The organism is Streptomyces sp. NPDC007907 (assembly GCF_042959365.1).
GTDB lineage: Bacteria > Actinomycetota > Actinomycetes > Streptomycetales > Streptomycetaceae > Streptomyces > Streptomyces indiaensis.
Map to the genome: position 1 here is coordinate 1 of NZ_JBIBKR010000019.1, position 5,220 is coordinate 5,220.

Annotated in this window: 1 protein-coding gene; it reads right to left on the reverse strand. The window is 70.9% G+C overall.

Annotation, left to right across the window (positions count from 1 at the left end):
• The coding region (locus tag ACFZDI_RS35870; RefSeq protein WP_391256747.1) for a beta-ketoacyl synthase N-terminal-like domain-containing protein at window positions 1-5,220 on the reverse strand (5,220 nt) is incomplete at both ends.

The window sequence follows — 5,220 nt, forward strand, 5'->3', positions numbered from 1 at the left end:
GAGGATGAGGTGGCGTACGCCGTGTTCGGTGACGAGGTGGCGGGCGACGAGGGAGCCCAGGGCGCCGGTGCCGCCGGTGATGAGGACGGTCCCGGCCGGGTCCAGGGGGAAGTCCGCCGGATCGCCGTCGGCGACAGGCACGCGGGCCAGCCGCGGCACGAGCAAGGAGTCACCGCGCAGCGCTGCCTCCGGCTCACCGGTCGATGCCACCGAGGCGAGCCTGTCCCAGGCGCCGTGCGACGCGTCATCGGTGTCGATGAGGACGAACCGGTCGGGGTTTTCGGCCTGCGCGGAGCGTACGAGGCCCCAGACGGGAGCGTTGGCCAGGTCGGTGACAGCGTCGCCGGGACCGGCGGCGACGGCACCGCGCGTGACGAAGACCAGGCGGGAGTCCGCGAGGCGGTCCTCGGCCAGCCAGTCCTGCACGAGGGCCAGCGTCCGGTGAGCGGCGAGGTGTGCGGCATCAGCCGTGTCCATGCCCTCATCGGTTGCGGCCGACTCCACGAGGACGACGTCCGGCACGGGCGTACCGGATGCGACGGCCTCGGCGAGGGCGTCGAGGCCGGCATACGTCGCGGACTCCGGGGCGCCGGACGGCAGCCAGGCATCGGTGCCGATCACGGCCAGGGCCCTGCGCACGGGAGCCGGGACGGAGATGCCCGTCCAGTCCACCTCGAACAGTGACTCGTGGAAGGCGTGCCGGTCGGTGGCGAGCTGCGCGGAGTCCACCGGCCGCAGCATCAGCGACTCCACGGCCGCGACAGACGCACCGCTTCCGTCGACCGCGCTGATCGACACGGCGTTGGTGCCGGCTGCCGAGAGCTTGACGCGGAGCGCGGAGGCACCGGTGGCGTGGAGGGACACACTGCTCCAGGCGAACGGCAGAAGTGCCTCATCCGACGCTTCGGTGAAGTCACCCAGGGAGACGGCGTGCAGCACGGCGTCGAGGAGCGCGGGGTGCAGTCCGTAGCCGTCGGTCTCGGTGCCCTCGGGGAGCGTGACCTGGGCGTAGATGTCGTCACCGAGCCGCCAGGCGGCGCGCAGGCCCTGGAAGACCGGGCCGTAGGTGAGGCCGACACTCGCCAGACCCTCGTACAGCCCGTCGAGTTCGAGGACATCGGCACCCTCGGGCGGCCAGACGGACAGGTCGGCGCCACCGTAGGAACCTCCCTCGGACAGGAGCCCGATGGCGTGGGACGTCCACGGCGTCTCCGCCTCGGCGTCGTCCAGCCGTGAGTGGACGGTGACGCGGCGGTGACCCTCGTCGTCGGCGGCGGCCACGGTCACGCGGAGGGCGATACCGCCCTGTCGCGGGAGTACGAGCGGGGTCTGGAGCGTCAGCTCCTCCAGGGACCCGCAGCCGACCTGGTCACCGGCGTGGATGGCCAGCTCGACCAGCGCGGTGCCGGGAAGGAGGACGGTGTCCATGACGGTGTGGTCGGCGAGCCAGGGGTGTGACTGGACGGAGAGCCGGCCGGTGAGCAGGACGCTGTCGGAGTCGGGGAGAGCGATGGTGGCGCCGAGCAGCGGGTGCCCGGTGGTGCCGAGCCCGAGACTGGTGGCGTCGCCGGACGAGGCCGTCGCGTGGAGCCAGTAGTGCTGGTGCTGGAAAGCGTAGGTGGGGAGGTCGACGCGTTGTGCGCCACGGCCTGCGAAGACGCCGTCCCAGTTCAGCTCCTGCCCGTGGACGTGGGCTTGGGTGATGGCCTGGGTGAGGGTTTCGGCCTCCGGGCGGTTCTTGCGGAGTACGGGCGTGAAGACCGCTTCTTCGCTGTCGGACGCGATTTCCTGGGCCAGGGCGGAGAGGGTTCCGTCGGGGCCCAGCTCGATGAAGGACGTGACGCCCTGCTCGGCGAGGTGGGTGATGCCGTCGGCGAAGCGGACGGCTTGGCGGACGTGGCGGACCCAGTAGTCGGGTGAGCCGATGTCGTCGGGGGTGGCGAGCCGGCCGGTGAGGTTGGAGACGACCGGGATGTTCGGAGTGCTGTAGGTCAGGCCCGCCGCGATGGTGCGGAACTCGTCCAGCATGGGTTCCATGCGGGGGGAGTGGAAGGCGTGGCTGACGCGGAGCTGGTGGACCTTGCGGCCCTGTTCACGCCAGTGCTCCAGCACCTCGACTACGGCGGTCTCGTCGCCGGAAACCACGACCGAGGTGGGCCCGTTGATGGCGGCGATGGCGATCTCGTGCTCGCGGCCTTCGAGCGTCTCCAGAACCTCAGCTTCGGTGGCCTGGATCGCGGCCATGGCCCCGCCAGCCGGGAGGGCCTGCATGAGGCGTCCGCGAGCGGCGACGAGCTTCGCCGCGTCTTCCAGGGTGAAGACCCCGGCCACGTGCGCGGCGGCCAGTTCACCGACGGAGTGCCCGACGAGGAAGTCAGGGGTCAGACCCCAGGCCTCGACGAGCCGGAACAGTGCGACCTCGATGGCGAAGAGCGCGGCCTGCGTGTAAACGGTCTGGTCGATCAGACCGGCGTCCGTCTCGTCCGTGCCGAAGACGACATCCTTCAGCGGACGCTCCAGCTGCCCATCGAAGCGGGCACACACCTCATCAAAGGCAGCAGCGAACACCGGATAGGTGTCATAAAGTTCGCGGCCCATCCCGGCCCGCTGGCTGCCCTGCCCCGTGAACAGGAACGCGACCCGTCCGCTGTTCGTGCTGCCCGAGGTCACCGCACCCGACACATCCCCGGCCGCCAACGCGGCAGTACCCGCCAGGAGTTCACCCAGGTCAGAGCCGGTGATGACGGCCCGGTGCTCGAACCGTGCCCGGGTGACAGCGAGGGAGTACCCCACATCGGCCGGACGCAGCTCGGAGTTCTCCCGCAGGAAGGAGTACAGCCGCTCGGCTTGGGCCCGCAACGCGTCCTCCGTCTTACCGGAGAGCACCCACGGCACGACCCCACCAGCAACAGGAGCTTCGGGGACTGCCTCGGCGTCGACGGTCGGCGCCTGCTCCAGAATCACGTGGGCGTTGGTGCCGCTGATGCCGAAGGAGGAGACGGCGGCTCGGCGGGGGCGGCCGGTCTCGGGCCATTGCTGGGCCTGAGTGAGGAGGGCAACGTCACCCGTCGACCAGTCGACGTGCGGGGAGGGTTCGTCGACGTGGAGGGTCTTGGGCATGACGCCGTGGCGCAGCGCCATGACCATCTTGATGATGCCGGCGACGCCGGCGGCGGCCTGGGTGTGGCCGATGTTGGACTTGATCGAGCCGAGCCACAGCGGCTCGGAGCCCTCGCGGTCCTGGCCGTACGTGGCCAGCAGCGCCTGCGCCTCGATCGGGTCACCGAGCCGCGTGCCTGTGCCGTGTGCCTCGACCACGTCCACGTCACCGGGTGTCAGGCCCGCCGACGCCAGGGCCTGGCGGATGACGCGCTGCTGGGAGGGCCCGTTGGGGGCGGTGAGGCCGTTGGAGGCGCCGTCCTGGTTGACGGCGGAGCCTCGGACGACGGCGAGGACCTGGTGGCCGTTGCGCTTGGCGTCGGAGAGGCGTTCGACGAGGAGCATGCCGACGCCCTCGGACCAGCCGGTGCCGTCGGCGGCACCCGCGAACGGCTTGCAACGGCCGTTCAATGCGAGGCCACGCTGAAGGGCGAAGCTGGCGAACGTATCCGGCGTCGGCATGACCGTCACACCACCCACAAGGGCCATGGAGCAGTCACCACGCTGGAGCGACTGCGTCGCCATTTGCAGGGCGACGAGCGAGGACGAGCACGCGGTGTCCACGGTCACGGCCGGGCCCTCGAACCCGAACGTGTACGAGACACGGCCGGACGCGATGCTGCTCGCACTGCCGTTGCCAAGGAAGCCCGCCACCTCGTCCGGCACCTCGGTGAGCCGGGAGGCGTAGTTGTGGTACATCACACCGGCGAAGACACCGGTCGAGCTGCCGCGTACGGAGGCCGGGTCGATGCCCGCGCGCTCCAGCGCCTCCCAGGAGACCTCAAGGAGCAGTCGCTGCTGCGGGTCCATCGCCAGCGCCTCACGAGGCGAGATCCCGAAGAAGGTCGGGTCGAAGTCGGCGGCCCGGTGCAGGAAGCCGCCCTCCAGCGCATACTCCGACGAGGACCGCTCCGTGTCGCCGTCGAAGAGCCCGTCCAGGTCCCAGCCGCGGTCGGTGGGGAAGGGGGTGATGCCGTCACCGCCGTCGAGCAGGAACCGCCACATCCCCTCGGGCGTGGTGATTCCGCCCGGGTAGCGGCAGGCCATGCCGACGATCGCGATCGGGTCGTCGTCGGCGCTGTCGCGGCCCACCACGGCGGTCGCCTCGGGCTGGGTGCCCATGACTTCACCGATGAGGTACTCGGCGACGGCCGTCGCGTTCGGGTAGTCGAAGACGAGGGTGGCGGGAAGCCGGAGGCCCGTCGCGGTGCCGAGTTGGTTGCGCAGTTCGACCGCGGTGAGGGAGTCGAAGCCCAACTCCTTGAACGCGCGGGCCGGTTCGACGGTGGCGGTGTCCTCGTAACCCAGGACGTGGGCGACGTTCGTACGGACCAGGTCGAGGAGCAGCGTGTGGCGCTCTTCGGGGGAGAGTCCGGCGAGGCGCTGCGCCAGGGCGCCGGTCTCGACGGTCGCCGCGTGGGCGGTGCGGCGGGTGGAGGTGCGGACGAGTCCGCGCATGAGGGGCGGTACGCCCGTCGAGGTGGCCTGGGCGCGCACGGCGGCCAGGTCCATGTGCATGGGCACGAGCAGGGCCTGCTCGGTGGTCCACACGGTGTCGAGGAGACGCAGGCCTTCGGCGTGGGTGAGGCCGGTCATGCCGCCGCGGTTGATGCGGTTGGCGTTGGTGTCGCCGAGGTCCGCGGTCATGCCGCCGGTCTGTTCCCAGGCGCCCCACGCGAGTGAGGTGGCGGGCAGACCGAGCGTGTGGCGGTGGTGGGCGAGGGCGTCGAGGAACGTGTTGGCGGCGGCGTAGTTGCCCTGCCCCGGGCTGCCCATGACGCCGGCGACCGAGGAGAAGAGAACGAAGGCGGACAGGTCCGTGCCGGCGGTCAGTTCGTGCAGGTTGAGGGCGGCGTCCGCCTTGGGCCGCAGGACTGCGTCGAGGCGTTCGGGGGTGAGGGAGTTGATGACTCCGTCGTCCAGGACTCCGGCGGTGTGGATGACGGCGGTGAGGGGGCGCGCGTCTTCGACCGAGTTGAGCAGCGTTTCGAGGGAGCCGCGGTCGGCGGCGTCGCAGGCGGCGATCTCCACGGTGTCGGCGCCGAGTTCGGCCAGTTCGGC